The organism is Arcobacter sp. YIC-80 (assembly GCF_044841725.1).
GTDB lineage: Bacteria > Campylobacterota > Campylobacteria > Campylobacterales > Arcobacteraceae > Arcobacter_B.
Map to the genome: position 1 here is coordinate 188,087 of NZ_JBJBSI010000003.1, position 17,285 is coordinate 205,371.

19 protein-coding genes are annotated in these 17,285 nt (G+C 27.1%); all 19 read right to left on the bottom strand.

Annotated elements, in window-relative coordinates; all coding sequences use genetic code 11:
* Positions 1-10: 10 nt before the first annotated feature.
* Positions 11-760: a flagellar biosynthetic protein FliR gene (locus tag ACH5BK_RS06445; protein ID WP_404305620.1), complete on the bottom strand. Its 750-nt coding sequence runs from the start codon at positions 758-760 to the stop codon at positions 11-13.
* Positions 761-767: 7 nt separating this feature from the next.
* Positions 768-3,275, bottom strand: coding sequence for a flagellar hook-length control protein FliK (locus tag ACH5BK_RS06450; RefSeq protein ID WP_404305622.1), 2,508 nt, complete (start codon positions 3,273-3,275; stop codon positions 768-770).
* A 3-nt stretch (positions 3,276-3,278) separates the two neighbouring features.
* Entirely contained in the window at positions 3,279-3,749 is a 471-nt protein-coding gene (gene flgC, locus ACH5BK_RS06455) for a flagellar basal body rod protein FlgC (protein ID WP_404305624.1), read from the bottom strand.
* 12 nt (positions 3,750-3,761) lie between these two features.
* Entirely contained in the window at positions 3,762-4,058 is a 297-nt protein-coding gene (gene fliE, locus ACH5BK_RS06460) for a flagellar hook-basal body complex protein FliE (RefSeq protein WP_404305626.1), read from the bottom strand.
* Positions 4,059-4,068: 10 nt separating this feature from the next.
* A complete protein-coding gene (locus ACH5BK_RS06465) occupies positions 4,069-4,410 on the bottom strand; it encodes a hypothetical protein (RefSeq protein ID WP_404305628.1) in 342 nt (113 codons plus the stop codon).
* Positions 4,411-4,478: 68 nt separating this feature from the next.
* Positions 4,479-5,300 (bottom strand): P-loop NTPase, encoded by an 822-nt coding sequence (locus ACH5BK_RS06470; RefSeq protein WP_404305630.1) that lies wholly within the window; start codon positions 5,298-5,300, stop codon positions 4,479-4,481.
* 2 nt (positions 5,301-5,302) lie between these two features.
* Complete coding sequence (flhF, locus tag ACH5BK_RS06475) at positions 5,303-6,457, bottom strand: flagellar biosynthesis protein FlhF (protein ID WP_404305632.1); 1,155 nt, start codon at positions 6,455-6,457, stop codon at positions 5,303-5,305.
* Complete coding sequence (locus ACH5BK_RS06480) at positions 6,454-6,846, bottom strand: hypothetical protein (RefSeq protein WP_404305634.1); 393 nt, start codon at positions 6,844-6,846, stop codon at positions 6,454-6,456. Before ACH5BK_RS06480 ends, flhF begins: the two co-directional genes overlap by 4 nt.
* On the bottom strand, positions 6,833-7,210 hold the full coding sequence (locus ACH5BK_RS06485; protein ID WP_404305635.1) for a hypothetical protein: 378 nt from the start codon (positions 7,208-7,210) through the stop codon (positions 6,833-6,835). Before ACH5BK_RS06485 ends, ACH5BK_RS06480 begins: the two co-directional genes overlap by 14 nt.
* A gap of 9 nt (positions 7,211-7,219) precedes the next feature.
* Positions 7,220-7,519: a hypothetical protein gene (locus ACH5BK_RS06490; protein WP_404305637.1), complete on the bottom strand. Its 300-nt coding sequence runs from the start codon at positions 7,517-7,519 to the stop codon at positions 7,220-7,222.
* On the bottom strand, positions 7,519-8,295 hold the full coding sequence (locus ACH5BK_RS06495) for a flagellar motor protein MotB (RefSeq protein ID WP_404305639.1): 777 nt from the start codon (positions 8,293-8,295) through the stop codon (positions 7,519-7,521). The genes ACH5BK_RS06490 and ACH5BK_RS06495 overlap by 1 nt, the downstream gene beginning before the upstream one ends.
* A 4-nt stretch (positions 8,296-8,299) precedes the next feature.
* On the bottom strand, positions 8,300-9,055 hold the full coding sequence (locus tag ACH5BK_RS06500) for a motility protein A (RefSeq protein WP_404305641.1): 756 nt from the start codon (positions 9,053-9,055) through the stop codon (positions 8,300-8,302).
* 3 nt (positions 9,056-9,058) lie between these two features.
* On the bottom strand, positions 9,059-9,931 hold the full coding sequence (locus ACH5BK_RS06505; protein WP_404305643.1) for a FliM/FliN family flagellar motor switch protein: 873 nt from the start codon (positions 9,929-9,931) through the stop codon (positions 9,059-9,061).
* An 11-nt stretch (positions 9,932-9,942) separates the two neighbouring features.
* Positions 9,943-10,260 (bottom strand): flagellin, encoded by a 318-nt coding sequence (locus ACH5BK_RS06510; protein WP_404305645.1) that lies wholly within the window; start codon positions 10,258-10,260, stop codon positions 9,943-9,945.
* Between the two features lie 87 nt (positions 10,261-10,347).
* On the bottom strand, positions 10,348-12,381 hold the full coding sequence (locus ACH5BK_RS06515) for a tetratricopeptide repeat protein (protein WP_404305647.1): 2,034 nt from the start codon (positions 12,379-12,381) through the stop codon (positions 10,348-10,350).
* Positions 12,356-12,685 (bottom strand): hypothetical protein, encoded by a 330-nt coding sequence (locus ACH5BK_RS06520; RefSeq protein WP_404305649.1) that lies wholly within the window; start codon positions 12,683-12,685, stop codon positions 12,356-12,358. Before ACH5BK_RS06520 ends, ACH5BK_RS06515 begins: the two co-directional genes overlap by 26 nt.
* Positions 12,686-12,731: 46 nt before the next feature.
* A complete protein-coding gene (locus ACH5BK_RS06525; protein WP_404305651.1) occupies positions 12,732-14,963 on the bottom strand; it encodes a flagellar hook-basal body complex protein in 2,232 nt (743 codons plus the stop codon).
* 85 nt (positions 14,964-15,048) lie between these two features.
* Positions 15,049-16,509: a flagellar hook-basal body complex protein gene (locus ACH5BK_RS06530; RefSeq protein WP_404305653.1), complete on the bottom strand. Its 1,461-nt coding sequence runs from the start codon at positions 16,507-16,509 to the stop codon at positions 15,049-15,051.
* Between the two features lie 8 nt (positions 16,510-16,517).
* Positions 16,518-17,276, bottom strand: coding sequence for a flagellar hook assembly protein FlgD (locus ACH5BK_RS06535; protein WP_404305655.1), 759 nt, complete (start codon positions 17,274-17,276; stop codon positions 16,518-16,520).
* Positions 17,277-17,285 lie beyond the last annotated feature (9 nt).

A 17,285-nucleotide genomic window follows, 5' to 3' on the forward strand; every position in this document is an offset into this window, starting at 1 on the left:
TATTATCCTACTATTGAAACTTTGAAAGGAAATAATTTGTAAAAGTTTCTGTAAAAACTTCCATTCCAAACATTAAAAATAAAAAAATTAAACCAAACTTCATTTGAAAAGTAATTACAAAAGGAGAAAAAGCTGGCATTGACTTTGTACCATACCCATAATATAAATCCATAATAAAACCTATAAAAAACAATGGTAATGCAAAGGCAAAAGCAAATGTAAACATTCTTTTTACCTCATCAATAGCTAATTGTATTCCATCATAAGAAAAAATATCAAAAGAACCTAAATGAACCATAGAAAAACTTTTTACTAGCATAACAATAGTCATTTCATACATTCCTGTTTGAAAAAATAAAGCCACAATTATCCAATATAATAACCTTGAAACTAAGCCCTCTTGTGAACCAGTAGAAGGGTCAAACATCATTGCCATTGATAAAGCAGTTGAATAACCTACAAAATCACCAATAATCCTAACTGCTGCAAACATAATTTGAAAAAGTAAAGAAGCTATTGCTCCTAAAGTTATTTCTGATATTAATCCTAAAATAAAAGTATCTTGAGTAATAGCTGTAGTTACATCAACAACAGGAAATAAAAAAACAGTTATATAAAAAGCAAATGCTATTCTTATTCTTACACTAACAGCAGCATCTCCAAATATAGGCATAAAAGCAACAAATGCTAATATTCGTCCAAGCAAAAGTAAAAATTCATAAACTACATTTTCATTTAGTAACGATAGAAAAGCTTCCATTTAATACTTACATATAATCTAATTTTTTATCATCAGTTTTATTATTTTCTCTTGCTTCTAATATACTTCTTGTATCTGAACTATTTTGTGTGTTTCTATTTTGATTTTTTTCTTCTTGATTATTTGATTGATTTCCACTATTTTCATTTGAATTAAAATCTAGGTTAAAAGTTGTTTCTTCACTGAATGTTTTATTTAATACATTTCTTAAACCACTTTGATTATCTACAAAAGCTTCTAAAGTAGAATTATTTGAAATATTCATACTAATACTTATAGCATTATCTTTATCACTTTTCATTACAATAGCAATTGAACCTAAATTAGAAGGATTTAAATTAATTCTAAATGCAGTAACAGGAGGCTTATAGTTTTCATACATTTGTCTAGCTACATCAGACATCATTGTTGACATCTGCTGTCTTGCTCCAATTATTCTAGCTTGAATACTTTGAGCCAAAGATGGATTAACATTTACAGTTACTTCCTCAACTTTTGTCTGTGTTGAACTATTTACTATTGTTTCAGTAGCTTTTGAAAGATTTGCATTATCAATACTTTTATTAATAATATTTCTAATTTCATCATTTTTAACACTATTACTCATAGCAAGTTTATCTAAAAAGTTTCTTCTATCAGTATATGCACTATCATTTACTTTTACTTCTTGCTGTTTAGATACGTCTACCTCTACTTTTTGAACATTTAAATCAAGTTTATTTCCACCTTGTTTTACATCTTCAATATTTTTAGCATCTTTTACTTGATTTATAGCTTCGCTTTTATTTACTAAAGAACTTTTATTTGCATTATTTCTTTGAGTACTTAAATAAATATTTGTTAAAAACTCTTTTGAATCATTGGTATTTTTAACAACAGAACTTTGATCATTTTTATTTATTTCTATGTTAGATTTAACTTCATTAATAGTTTTCTTTTCATTTAACTGCTTACTATCATCAACCAATTTATCAAGCAATGATTTTTCTTCTTTTTTTACATCACTTTTTAAGCTATTTGTATTTTGCTCAATATCCTTTTTTGAGATATTAATATTTTCATTATTATCTTGAGTCTTTAAAGAAGCAAGTTCATTTGCAACTTTTTTATTTTTTACTTTGCCTGTTTCTTCAAATAAAGCTTCTTTATTAGTGCTTTCATTTTTAGACTCTAATACATTTTCTTGATTAGTACTTATATTTTTATTCTCAGGAGTAATATCTTTTTCAATATTTTTTACTTCTACTTTATTATCTTGTGCTTCTACTTTTGAATTAGCCACTTTACTATTGTCTTGACTAACTATTTTCTTTTCATTTTCAATTTTAACATTAGTTGTTAAATCACTTTTTCCAAACTTATTATTTTGAATAGTTTCAGATTGATTTAAACTCTCATCTATATTATTTGTCTCATCTACTTTCAGAACTTTTGAAATATCTTTATTTACTTTGGATTCAGTAGTTTTTTCTTCATTAATTATATTGTTTTCTTTTGAAGTCTTTTCTTCATTTTTAGTATTTAAAATACTCTCTTCATTTTCATTTATTTTTTTTACATTTTTATTTAGATCTATCTTTTCAATTGTTTGATTCTCTTGCTTTTGCTTATCAATTTTTGAAATATCTTGACTGTTATTATTATCTTTAGTATCCAGTTCTTTTAATAAATCATTTACTTTTTCATCTTTATTATCAACAAGTTTTTTTGAATCTACTTTAGAATCATTTTTATTTAAATCTTTTTTTATTTTATCAATATCTGATATATTTTTTGTAGAAGATTTTTCTTCTGTATTACTACTGTCAGTTTTTTGATTTTCTTTAATATTTACAAGTTCAGAATTTTTATCACTAAGTTCTTTTTTATCTACTTTTTTTTCTTTTATAACTTCATTTGTATTTTCTAATTTACTTTGTTTATCTAAATTATCAATTTTATTTTGTTCTTTTAAGTCTTTTATTTCTTCTTTAATTTTAGCAGTAACATTTGTTTTATCTTCATTTTTAGAAGATAATAATTCTTGTGTTTTTGATATATTAGTTTTTTCTTTAGAGTCTTTAATATCAAATTGATTATTTTTTTCTTGAGTTTTTGCTTCAACAATTAACCTATCAAGTAAAGAAGATGATTTTGGTGATGTATTTTGTTTTTTATTTTCATTATCTTCAACTTGATTTGTTTCTAAGTTTATGCTCTTTTTATTTTCTAAAGTATTACTCTTTAAGTTTTCTTTTTTATTAATATTTTCTTGTGTTGAATTTTGAATATTTGTTTTTTGTGTATCATTTTTTGAAGTTTTAACAGTAATTTCATTTTTTTCTTTTGTTTTTTCTTGAACTAAAGAAGTATTTGTTTTATCTTCTGTTTTACTAGTATCTTCTTTCATTCCACCTAACATAGAATCAAAAAGAGACAGTCCTTCTTTTTTTTCACCTTTTATAGAAGTTTTGCTACTAGATGAAGCTTCATTTATATTTGTTTGTTTTGATAAAAATTCAACTTGTTTACTCATAATCTATGCTTTCAAAATATCTAAAGTTTTAGTATCAATATTTTTATGAGTATTAAATGCTGCAACATTTGACTCATAAGATCTCATTGCTTCAATTAAATTTACCATTTCAATTACAGGATTAATATCTGGATAAGCTACGTAGCCATCTTCATTTGCATCAGGATGATGTGGTTCAAATCTCATAACTGGTTTTGCATCTGATTCAACAATAGATTTAACACCAACTCCTCTTAAAGCAACTTCTGTTTGTTCTTTACTACTCATTTTATCTAATGCTTGAGCACTATTGTTATTACTATTTGTTTTACCAAGTAAGATATCTTCAAAAACTACTTCTTGTTTTTTATAAGGTCCGCCTTGTTCTGTGTGCGTTGTTTTAGCATTTGCTATATTTGCACTAGTAATATTTATTCTTGTTCTTTGAGCACTCATACCAGAAGTTGCTACATTATATCCATCAAAAAAACCCATCACTAACTCCTATTATATTTGCATTCTCATAACTTCTTTATAGGCATTTAAAGCTTTATTTTTAACTTCTAAACCAAGTTTCATAGAAAGTTCTGCTTCTTCAATTTGCTGAACTGCTTGTTGAAGATTAGTTACTTTTCCACTTGCTATTTCTTCCATAGCTTTATAACCTTCTAATTGTTCTTTATTAACTTGAGATACTGCATCATTTAACATATTTGAAAAAGAATTATCTTTTTTATTGTTTAAAGGTGTATTATCTTTTAAAGAAAGGGGATTAATTGTGTCTGCAATTGAAGATATTTTCATCTAAATTCCTTTAGCTTGCTTTTTGTTTTTGTTGTGATTTTTCTTCCGCTTTTACTATATCTTGTACATTTAATTCATTTAACATAGCATCTATTTTTTCTTCATTATAATTAAAATCTAATTCAGCTTTTCTATCTTCTAAACTAAAAAAAGAAATTATTAAAGATAACATCATATTGCTAATACCTTTAAGTATAACTGTTACACCAATTATACCTAAAATCATTTCATAAGGAGTAAACAACTCAATATTAACTACAAAAAATATCACTGTAGCAAAAAAGCCAGTAGCAATGTATAATCTAAACACACCACTGTTTATAACATTTTGGGAGAATCTTTCTACTACCATGTTACTCTTTTGTTTTTAACAATAAAAAAAGTACAAATATTAATATGTTCTTGCACTTTGATTTACCTTTAGTGAATATTTTCTAATAAATAGTCAATTATCACCTGCAATTGTTTAGTAGAATCATCTTGAATAAACTCTTTTGTAAAAAGTTTTCTCAATCTTCCAGTCGTTGAAATATTAGCAGATGTTGAAACGTTACCTATATATTTTACCATAAAATCTTTACTTAGTCTATTTTTTTTTGCCAAATTAACTAAGGAATTTACAATAGTTTTTCCAATTTGGTAACTATTAGTATGGTTAAAACATAACATAAGCTTACTTTTATCATTGGATAGCATTTTTATCAAAGAATATACATCTGTTAAAGCACTTGGATCTGTTGTTGTTATTGCTAAAATATTATCTGAAATTGATAAAAATTCCTTTACATAATCATTTAATCCAGCACCAGTATCAACCAAAACAATATCAAATTTATTTAAGGCTATTACATCCTCTACAATTCTTGAAAAAACAAATGAATTAGAGTGATTTGAATACTGATAACCACTTTTCCCTGCAACTAAAAATAAATCATCATATTGTGTTTTTAAAATAACTTCGTCTAAACTTCTCATACCATCTATATAATCGAAAAGTGTAACTTTAGGTTTTATATTTAATAATACTTGCATATTTGCCAAACCTATATCTGCATCTATTACAGCTACTTTGAAACCTCTTTTTGAAAGAAGAAAAGCCATATTTGCAGTAAAAGTTGATTTACCTACTCCACCCTTTCCTGATGTAACAGTAACAAGTTTAGTTTTTGAAGCATAGTTACCTCTTGCTTTATTAGTTAAGTTCACAAGCTTACTAGCTTGCGATGAAATTGCGTCGAACAAACTCATCTCCTAACACATTCATTATTCATAAAACAATCAATTAAAAAAGAACTATCCGAAACAACTAAATCATCAGGTACATTTTGACCAATAGAAAAATATGTTATTGATTTTTTTGTCTTATGGGCAAAAGATATTAAATTACCAAAACTTTTTGTTTCATCTAATTTTGTAAAAGTTAAATAATCTATATTTAATCTTGAATAATTTGCATATATTTCCAATAAATCACTTTGTTTAACATTTGCTGGCATTACTAATATTTTTTCAATTGGTAATTCTTCAACTTTTTTTTGATAATCATTTATCATTTCAATTTTATCAACATCGTATTGACTAGAACCTGCTGTATCGATAAAAATATAATTACAATCTTTTAACCTAAGAAGCGCTTCTGCTAAATCTTCTGGCTTTTTCACAACTTCTAGGGGTAATCTCATTATATTAGTATACGCTTGAAGTTGTTCAATTGCTCCAACTCTAAAAGAATCTAAGGTAACAATACCAACCTTATAGCTTTGACCTAATTTATAAGCATATCTAGCAGCAAGTTTAGAAATAGTCGTAGTTTTTCCTACTCCTGTAGGACCTACCATCATAATAATTTTTCTTTGATGTTTTCGCAAAGGCATCTCATACTTTACAGGAATAATTCTTCTTAAAATTAATTTGAAAAAATCATTTATTTTTTTAGGATTAGACTTTAATGAAATTGGCAATTGCTTAATTGTTTTTTTCATTATTGTGTATGTCATTTCTTGATCAAACTCATTTTGTTCAAAAAGATTATAAATATCTACAAATTCATGGGGAATTGTTAAATCATAAAGCTGACTCTTAGGATTCCATAAGGATTTTTGTACAAGTTCAAGTTTTTCTTGCATTTTAGAGATTTCTTCTTTAAAATCATAAACTTGCGTTTGTATTGGCTTTGAGTCTTGTTGATATTTTTTTGTAATTGCAGGTTTAGCATAAACAGAACTATTTTTATTGTCTTCATCCTCTAATGCAACAACAACTTCATACATATTTTTCCCTGCATCATGAGCATTTGCTATTTTTTTTGTAGAGATTACAATAGCTTCTTCACCACACTCTTCTTGGGCTAATCTTAATGCAGCAGTAGGTGTTTCTCCTAGAAAAGAGAGCATATTCATTTTAATCTTCCATCTTTGTAGATTTTTTCAATTGTACCATCTGCTTTTTTTATTCTTATAAAGTCATCATTTTCGTAAATAATTCTACCTTTTTTCTCTATTTCTAAAGCACCAAATTTAAATGTAACACTCTCTTTTTTATAAAGTTTAACATTTTTTTTACAAATGATAGAGCCATCATTTATATAATGTCGTGTGATATAATCATTTTCATTTATATCTTTAATAGTTAAAGGGACACAAGACTTTCTTATTTTATTTACATTTATAAGTCTTAGTTTTGCTTTTGACAACTTCTCTTCATAAGCAAAAGATTGTTTTGCTACAAGTACTGTAATTGCATAAGAATGAATAGATAATAATATAAGCAAAATACTATGCTTTAACATCAAATATCTGTCCTCCATTTACAGCAGAAATTTCATCAACTAAATCACTATACATTTGTTTTACTGGTAATACTATTGATGCTAATTTTTTATTTAATTCATAAAGTTCTCTTAATTTATCTTCAAGACTATCAACCTGTTCTCTATAAATATTAACATCAACTCCTTCTTTCATTTCAGATATAAGCTCTCGATTTAAATCTGACTTTAAAGAAGCAATATCATTAATCAATTCATGTTTAAGATCATTTCTTTCTAATAAACCTTCATTATTAGCTTGTCTAATATCTTCAATATCTAAATTAATAGCATTTTTAAGTTCTTCAACTTGTTGTGTAATTTTTTGTACTACTTCTTCAACCACAAGTGCTCCTTATTTATTATTTCTTGATAAAAATTCATAAAGCATATTACTAATTCCTAAACTTCCAGTAGAACTATCAGATACAGCTTGTGTATACATACCTTTAATAATATCAGAACCAGCTGCTTCACCTGCTACTTTTGTTGATTTCAATGATATATCCATAATTTGTTTTAAAAAGAAAGCTTCAAACTCATCGCTTACTTTTTTTAGTTGTTCATTTTCTAAATTATCTGTTTTTATATTATCAAATTTTTTTGTATTATTAATTACAGACATATCTACTAAATTATTGCTATTAATTTCCATTATTCCAACCTATCAAAGAAATTTTCTTCACTTAATATATCATCTTGCTTCTCTTGAGCAAAAAATCTCATTTCTACTCTTCTATTATCAGCTGAAACCTCACTCTTTGGATGAAAAGATGAATATGCTGAAACTTTTAATATTGAAGGATCTATTCTATTTTTTATAAGTTCTTTTACAACAGAAATTGATCTTAAAGCTGAAATATCCCAACCATCTCTTGGTATTTCATTGTTTTGAAGATTATTTCTATCTGTATGACCTACAATTTCAATATTAAAAGTTTGAGGCATTGTTCTTATTACCCTAGCTATTTTTGAAACAAAATTTTTAGCCGCAGGATTTGTTAAATCATATTCACCCTCTTTAAACATAATTGTTGAAGGTATATCTAAAGTAAATTCATTCTTACCTTTTTCAATATTTACTTCTTGTAATTCACTCATTGAATTTGCATTTATTTCTTGAACAATCTGTGCCATTTCTTCTGCAGCATTTTCTGCCGCTTCTTGACTAGACCCTTCACTATTATCATCTTCTGAAGTACTTTGAGCAGTATCATGTTTTTCTGTTTGTGTTTCAACAGAAGTTGTAGTATCAATAAAGCCCATTGCCTTTTTCATTACTTCAAAATATTCTTCAACTTTTTTCTTATCCATAACTGCCATGGATAAAAGAAGAATAAAAAAAGTTAAAAGTAATGACATAAGGTCACCAAATTGTACAAGCCAACCTGGTAAACACTTAGGGCATTCTGGACACTTATCTTTTCCCATAATTTTACTCTTCTACGTCTGTTAAAATTGCATTTAATTGCATTTTGATATTACCGATTGACTCTTCTGCTGCAATCATTGTTGTTCCTTTAATAATTACCTCACAAGCAACCATTTCTTTTTCATGTTTTTGTGTTAATTTACTTTCAAAAATACCTGCAATTAAAGTACCAACTAAAGCTCCATACATTGTAGTAAGTAAGGCAACAGCCATTGCAGGACCAACAGCAGCAGGATCAGAAAGGTTTGCAAGCATTGCTACAAGACCAACAAGAGTACCAATCATACCCATTGCACCTGCTGTACCACCAATATTTCCAAAAATACTAATCATGGTTTTATGTCTTTTTTCCATGTGTTCTAGTTTATATTCAAGTAAAGGCTCAAGCACTTCTGCTTTTGTACCATCAACTAAAAGTTGGAAACCTTCTTTAAAAAAAGGATTTGTTTCTTCCATAACTTTTTGTTCAATCTGCATAACACCATGTTTTTTAATTTCTGTAGCATAAAATATAATCTTCTCAACTAGTTCAGGTAAGGGCTCTACGGGAACTTCATTAATTGCAATTTTCATAGAAGCACCTACTCTTTTTAAGTCACTTGCTTCAAATTGTCCTGCTGTAACTGCTATTGTTCCACCAAATACAATAACAACAGATGGTATATCAATATAAGGTCCAAAACCAACTCCCCCTAAGATGATAGCAAGAGCAACTAGTCCCCATCCACCACCAAATCCAGCTAAGGTACTTTTATCCATTATTTACATCCCTATTTGACTTAATCTTAAGTCTTCATTTCCAATTTTTTTGATTTTTAAACCAAATTTACCTTCAACAATTACAGCTTCACCCTCACCAATCTTTACACCATTAACTAAAACTTCTAAAGGTTCATTTACCATCTGTTCTAATTCAATAATTTCACCTACATCCCATTTTAATATATCTTTTAATAATACAATTTTTGTTCCAAGTCTTACACTAAGTTTTAATTTTACATCATAAAGTAACTCTAAATTTCTTGGTGGTTTATATGTATTTTCAACTGAACTTTTCATATTTTGAACAGGTGCTTGAACACTATGAGAAGAAGGTTCTTCTACTGTTCCTACTGAATTACCAACTATTGTAGAGAAAAAAGGTAGAATGATTTCATCGAAACTTAAAATTAAAGGAAGTTTTTCATCTCCTAAAGCTATAATAAATTCATAACTATTATTTTTTGCTTCTAAAACATCTAGTTCTACAATTTTTGAACCTACAACTTCAGCTTTTATGGATTCAACATCAGCAAAACCTTGTGCATTAACTGCTGTACAAAAACTTCCACAAATATTTGAAATAATTTCATTTACAGCATCAGTAATTTCATCATCAATATGTTCTTTTAAATCACCCATACCTCCTAGCATTAGGTACTCAAATTTTGTAGCACTTATTGTAGGCACATAAAAATAACAAGTAGAAGAGATAGCCTTAAAATCAAATTTTACTTCAGCTTCAATAAATTGAGAAGATTCATAATTTTCTATTGCTAATGGGTTTACTGTTTCAACTTGTGAACTATTTGATAATAATTGCTCTAATGTATTTGCAAGTTCATCTTTAAATATATTTGATAAATCTGAAGCCAATTAAACTAACCTTATTTTTTATTTTGTGTTTCTTCTAACTGTTGAAGGATAAATGCTTTTACTTTCATCATATCTTCAGTAGGATATTTATACTCAGCATCACCTTTTGTAATTTTTACAAAGAAATCTTTTGAGTTTTTGTTGTATCCAAATCTTATATTATCTAGAATTACTTCATTTGCTTGAATTTCTTGTTTACTTCCAAGTGTTTTTTTATATTCTTCATCTTTGATGACTTTGTTTTTTTCACTTGTTTCGTTTATTTTTTCAATTTTCTCAACGTTATTTAATTTTGCGTTGTCAATTTCAGCTATTCTACCAAGTTCCATATCAGACTCCTTGAAAGATACTATTTTTAGATATTATAGCAGAAAAAAATTTAAATAATTAGTTCTATAAAAAGTTTTAGGTAAAAATTATAAAGATTCCAAATATTCATCAAAACCTATAAGTTTAAAGTCAATCAAAGCATCTTTATAAGCTTGTGTAATATATTGCTTTGCACTTGATATTTTCAACTCTTGAATTAACTGTACAGCAGTTAAAAAATCAGCATCTTTATCATTTAATATTGCCTTTATCAAAGAGATTTGTATTGAGGCATCATTGTATCTGCCAGCTTCAAGTAGTGCTGCTACTAATAGATACATAGTATATTTATCTTCTAATTTATACTCTTTTTGTAAATATTCTATAGTTTTTATTGTTTCATCTGGTCTACCTAAATGTAAATCACTTAAAGCTTTTGTTCTTAAATAAGAAGGAGAATTCTTTCCTACTATCGTTAAGTCAGCTTTTTTCATTAAACCAATAGCTTTTAAAACATCAATATAATATTTTGTAATAATTAAAGGACCTTCAAGAAAATTATTATTTAAAGATAAAGGTACACTATCTTGAAGTCTTGAGAAATAAGAATAATTACTTTCATTTTTTTCTCTTTGAACTAATCTCATAAGATATGTTAAAGGATCTTTAAAATACTTAGATAATAAAGGATGATTATTTAAGGGTTCATTATTATTTAACTTCTCTAAATAATCTAAAGCTTTATAAAAAATAGTACTCTTATAAGATAATGGTTTTATTTCAAGTTTATATTCAGGATTAAAAAATAGTGTATATATTTTTTTCCCAAAATAATTGTAAATACCATCTTTTGACCTAATTATTGCATTTATATACTCTTCATCAGCAAGTTTTTTACCTAATTTATTAGCAGTTAAAAGAGTCATAACTGCATATAATTTATTTCCAGGATTAAGCTTAAATGCTTTTATAAAATATTTATGCGCATTAAAATAATCTTGTATATGAGTATAAGATAAAGCAAGATTATAATAAATATAAGATTTTGTGTCAGTAGACAAAAGCTTTTTTAATTTTACAACTCTTATAATAGGGTCTTCTTTTATTATATCAAGAAACTTATTATTGTATTCAACCATTTCTTCTAAACTATTTAAATTTCCCTCAGAGTTAAAAATAAAACCTTTTGAACTATCATAAATTATTTCTTCTGAATCTGAAAAAATAAAAGGAGCAAAATAAAAAAGGAAATTGTATTTTCTATTATCATCAAATTTTGAAACAAAATCTAAATAATCTTTTGATGAATACTTATTCTCATTAAAAAATATTTCTAAAGGTAAATCTTGATTAGCTTTAAATAAACTTTTCTTTTCTTGGATTAAATCTAAATTTTCTCTTAGTCTTTCAATATTATTTGATTTTAAATCTACAAAAACTCTAAACCATAAAATTTGATTTAATCTTGAAGGATTCAAGGTATTATTTTGTGATTTTTCTAATAAAATATTAGCCTTTTCATAATCTTTTAATTTTATATAAAGAAGTGCTTTTTTTAAATCCATTGCATAGTTCATTGAATTTAAAATTTTTAATGCACTTTTATACTCTTTTAGAATTATATAAGTATCTGCTAACATTCTTTTAGAATGTTCTGTTAAATTTTTATATTTTCTTGAAATTTTTACAATAGTATCTAAATACTTATTATCTTTAGAAATTTGATATAAATAATAACAAGCAGACATATAAGAATAAGTATCACTAAGAGCTACTGCCTTATTTTTATAAATATCATTTAAATAAACAATAGCTTTATCTATAGCACCCAACTTATAATATGCAATACCAATATTTAAATTTGAAGGTACTTTTATAATTAAAGCTGTTTTTTTTAAAATATCAATGGCTTTTTTATATTCACCTTTTCCTAAAAATAAAACAGCTTTATTAAATTCAACTTGTAAAGCTAAATTATCTTGTGTTTTTTTTAATTTATCATATTGAAATAATATTTCTGGTTGAGATTCAATTAATTCATTTTTAGCATATAAAGTACAATTTAAAAATAAAAATATTAATAATATTTTATATACTAAAGTATCTAATTCCATATTAAACCATTGTATTAACTTGTGCATATAACTCTTCATTTCTTTTTTCTAACTCATCAACTCTATGTTTTAAATTCATATTTTCCAATCTTGCTTCTTGTAAATCATCTCTAGCAACTTGAAGGTTGTCATGGCTATTTGCTAATGTATTAGAACTTATCTTTGCTTGTTTTTCATATCTATCTACAATTTTTTGTAATTTCTTAATTTCTTCTTCTAATAAATTTTTCTCTTCATTAACTTTTTTATATAAAGATTTATATACATTTGCACTTGAAAAGAAATATAATAATAATATTCCAATAATTGTGATTAATAAAAAATTTTCCAAAACAATCCTATTAAAATAAAGTAGTAAAGAATACTACTTTATTTATTTATCTTTTTAAGTTAATTAATGTATTTAATAATTGATCTGAAGTCGTAATTGACTTAGCATTTGCTTCAAAAGCTCTTTGGAATACCATAAGATTTACTAAGCTTTCACTTAAATCAGCTGTACTTAACTCTAATGTTTTTCCTTCAACTTTTGCAGTTTTATCATTGTTTAAGTTATAAATTGGCTCACCTGATTCATTTGTTTTTGCAAGTAAGTTATCCCCTGATGGATTTAATCCTCTATTATTATTAAATAAAGCAATTGCTACTTGACCAATAGCATAATCAGCTCCATCTTGTTTCATCATAATAAGACCTGTACTATCTACAGAAAAGTCTCCAAAGGCAGAATCTGAAATACCTAAAGTATCAAGTCTTAATTGCAGTGAACCTTTTGTAGCAGTTTGATCAACTTTATTTATAAGTTGTATAAACTCAGCTCCTGCACCTTCCCTTCCACTATAATCACTATTTTTATCAAGTGGTGTATAAACAGCTGTTAAGTTAGCAGCTCCATTATCTACAGTATGATCATCTGCAATTTTCATAGATCCTGTAAATTCAACATCATAATTTTCATCTAATGTTTCAAGTACTAAGTTTCCATTTACATTTTTAGCAACTATATAATCAGGTAAGTTATTTGTAACAGTAGAAGTATTACCATTATCAGAAGTAAAAGTTGTTCTTGATGAATCATTAATTGCAGCAACTATATCATCTATAGAAGTTGCACCATTAATATGAATATTTAAAGCACTTGGAGGAGTTGCACCATCATTAGGGATTGGTATATTTTGACCTAACTCTTTATCATAGATTGTAATACCATAAGTAAAGTCTTTAGTAACACTACCATCTTTTGCTAAAGATAAATCAGTTGTAGTATAAACATCTCTTTGCTTACCTGTAACTAATTTAGCTAAGGCATCTTTTGATGAATTTAATGCTCCAATACCCTCACCTTTTTGTGATGCTATTGTTGTCAGATAATTCCCCTGTACTGTTGTATCTCCTGAACGTTCACCTACTTCTGATATTGTAAACTCTTGTCCTGGAATTAATGACTTAATTTGTATTATACCTTTTGACATTTGATATAAATCATGTGAATTTGGAGTTAATGTATCATTTAATTCTAATACATCATTATTTGTTCCTCCTCCTTCATCTGACATATACGCTACTACTCCTGGTACTCTCTCTGATATCTCATTTGCTAGTCCCTTATATGTCTCTATTCTACTTGCTATTACATTAAATGTATCTCTTTGCTCACTTGTTAATGTCCCAATATTTGCATCTGATGGTGGATTTGAAAATGTTCCTGATGTTGGTAGTCCAAAATCTGTTAAATATGCATCTCCAAAAGGTGCATTTGCTGCTGCATCTACATAAAAATCTTTTATCCATTGATCAGTTGCAGTTGTTGATATATAGTTTTGAGAATATTTTGTTCCATTTATAAATGCATATATTTGTTGACCTTCACTTCTTATTAAAGAGTCTGCTTTTGTTGTTTTAAAGTTTATATGTGATATTTGTGCTGTTGATGTTGCTGATGCTCCATCTGGTTCTTCTGATAATCTTTGTAACCATGTTGCATAATCTTTTATTGCTTCTTCAATATCTGATACTTTTGAAGATTTACTTTTTAATCCTGCTCCATCAAATATTGTCTCAGAATCACCCTTTGCTGTTTTTGTATAATCTGTAGCTTTTGCTGTAATTGTCTCTACATACGTACTATGTTTTATGATTTTTGATGATAGTAATTTTGTATAATCATTTGTAAATACATTTACATTTGGGTTTGTGCTTGTTACATCTTTTGCTGTATCTATTGCTGTCATCATCCAACCTTGCACTTCATTACCTGCTGAATCTTGTAGGGTTCCATTATCACCCATTCTAAAGTTTCCTGCTCTTGTATAGAAGTTCTCTGTTGAACCTGTTGCTCTTGTATTTGATACTGTGAAAAACCCTTCTCCACTTAAGGCCATATCATAATTAACTCCTGTTAATTTTAGGTTACCTTGTGTGTATAGTTTTTCTGCATCTAAAATTTTAGACCCTTTACCTATTCTATCTTGGTACATCTGGTCTGCAAATGATATTCTTGATGACTTAAATCCGATTGTGTTTACATTTGAGATATTATTTGATTCATTATCTAATGCTTGTTGTTGTGACGATAATCCTGAGATCCCTGTCCATAGTGCGCCAATCATGATTTATCCTTTTTATATAAAAATGGTGAACAAAATGTTCACATATTAACATTAAAGAAATGCTAATATGAAAACACTACAGCTATTATTTTCTAAGATTAATAGCTGTTTTTAATAACTCATCAGATGTAGTTATTGATTTTGAATTTGCTTCAAATGCTTTTTGGTATGTCAATAAATTTGTTAAAGTATCAGCATTATTTGTATTACTAACCTCTAAAGAATCAGAGTGTAAAGTATTTACTTTTCCTGCATATTGTGCCTCACCAGCTTCATTTGTACTTTTATAAAGATTATTACCTTGTGCATCTAAGCCCTGATCATTTCTAAAAAATGCTGTTTGTACCTTACCAACTACAAATTTATTATCTCCATCAGCAAGATAAATAATACCTTCATCAACACTAATACCGCCAAATGTATATTCTGATAAGTTTAGATTTGCTAACTTCATCTGAATATCATTTACTTGAAGGTTTCCTTGATTTTCTAAATTAATAGTATTCGTAATTTCTATAAACTCTGAACCAGCAGCTTCAACTGCTGCTTGTAAAGCATCTCTTGCACTAACTACAATTCCATATCCTGTACCTAAACTTTGATTTTGTACTTGATTAATTGAAGCTGCTTTATCGTTTACAGTTCCATCATAAATAGCTATTTCTTTTGCAGGAATCATAGATTCAACTGTAACTTTTCCTAATGTTGTATCAACTGTACCTTTCATACCTTGAATAGCAGAAATTTTATCTGCAAAAAGTCGCATTGTATTATCTACATTTGTATCAAATTGTTGTCTAACCTCTTGATTATTGATTGTAACTTTTATAAAATCGTTTTGATCTTGTAATTCAGATAGATAACTACTAAAATCTAAGCTAGTAATTTGATTTGAAGATGGAGTAGCTTCTTGAGTTGATACAGACCTATAAAGATCTAATTTATCTTTATAATCAGTAATCAAGGCTTCAATATCAACTACTTTTGAACTTGCTGTTTTAAAACCTTCCCCATTAATTCCCGTAGTTTGAGCTGTTTTTGAATAATCCCCTATTCTTGCATTAATTGTTTGAATAAAATTCTCATTTGCAATTGATTCACTTGCTACGAAACCAGAATGTATTTTACTTAATTGAACTAGATCTGGATTAGTAGTAATAACTTGTGGAACTTGAGGAGTTAAACCTTGTACTTTTAAACCATCAGGTGTTTGTAAAAATCCATCAGAACCTAATTGAAAATTTCCAGCTCTAGTATAATATGTTTCATTGTTTTGAGGGTCATTTACAATAAAATACCCTTTACCTTCAATACCAATATCTAAACTATGTCCAGTTGGTTTAATATTACCTTGTTGAAATCTTTTAAATACTTGTTCAATCTGAGCACCTTTTCCTATACCATCTTTGTACATTAAATCCTCAAATCTTACATCATTAGCTTTATAACCAACAGTGTTAGTATTTGCAGAGTTATTAGATTCTGCACTTAATGCTCTTTCATAAGTATTTAAACCTGAATATCCATTCCAAAGTCCACCAATCATAATTTATCCTAGTATACTTTTACAATTTCTTCATATTCTATATTTGTTTGGTTAGCAGAATATATTTCTTCGGTATTAATAAACTCATATCGTAGAATATCTTTGTCTTCAACTGTATAAGTAGGTGAAATAGTTTTACCATCTTTATCTACAAGTTGAATATCACCTGAAGCATTCGTTTCAAAACGTCCATCCTCTGTCAACTTTATATAATACTCTGTTAAGTTACCTTCTTCATCTTTAATTTGACCTGTTTTAAAATCATACTTAACTACTTTATTAGTTTTATAGTCAATGGCTACATCTTTAAAACCTACAAGTTCATGACTTTCAAATTTAGTAACTCCATTATCTAACTGAACTGTAGCAATTTTGTATGAAGATTTTACTTTTTCAGTAACAACATTACCATTTTTATCTCTTTTTACACTACCATCTTCCAAAATAACAGGCTTATCAACAATTGCATCAACTTTTTTACCCATAAAAGTAACAGCATTAGTTAAAGTCATATTAGATAAAGAAGCTTTTAAACTCTCCATTGATTTAGCTAACTCTTGGTTAGTTCTAATTGTAGACATTTGCATTTGAGAAGCTAGCATTTGCTTTGAATCCATAGGTTTAGTAGGATCTTGTAGCTTTAATTCTTGAATCATTAATTTTAGAAAATCTTCATTTGATAATTCATCATTTGTAATTGCTTTAGTATACTGACTTCCACCTATTCCTGTACCTGTTTTAATTTCATCACTACTATTAACAGTCATTATTTTAAC